Below are 287 nucleotides of genomic sequence, written 5' to 3'. Positions count from 1 at the left end.
GCCTGCGCTATGCACAGTCGCATTACCATCAATAATGAATTGCACAACCGTTAGCGGATCGCCTTCAATATCTGTGTCGTTACCTAATACATTGCCTGTTGAAGGTATATCTTCCGTTACGATAACCGGTCCGTCATCATTCGCGATAGGCGCAGCATTTACTTCTATAATAATAGAATCTGAATCACTTAGTCCTTGTTCTGACGTTGCTGATATTGTGATTGTTTGATCTTCTGAAATAGCTGCAGCGGTTGTATCATAAGTCACTTGCTGTGCAATTTTACTCA

At 41.5% G+C, this 287-nt stretch carries 1 protein-coding gene; it reads right to left on the bottom strand.

Going from position 1 to position 287, the window contains the following annotated elements:
* On the bottom strand, positions 1-287 hold a 287-nt coding region (locus GQR39_RS20120), incomplete at both ends, for an Ig-like domain-containing protein (protein WP_240918236.1).

Origin of the sequence: Pseudoalteromonas sp. C8 (genome assembly GCF_011378685.1) — a bacterium.
GTDB classification, from domain to species: Bacteria; Pseudomonadota; Gammaproteobacteria; order Enterobacterales; family Alteromonadaceae; genus Pseudoalteromonas; species Pseudoalteromonas arctica.
The sequence above is the reverse complement of the archived record's forward strand: the minus strand, read 5'-3'. Positions and strand labels throughout refer to the sequence as shown.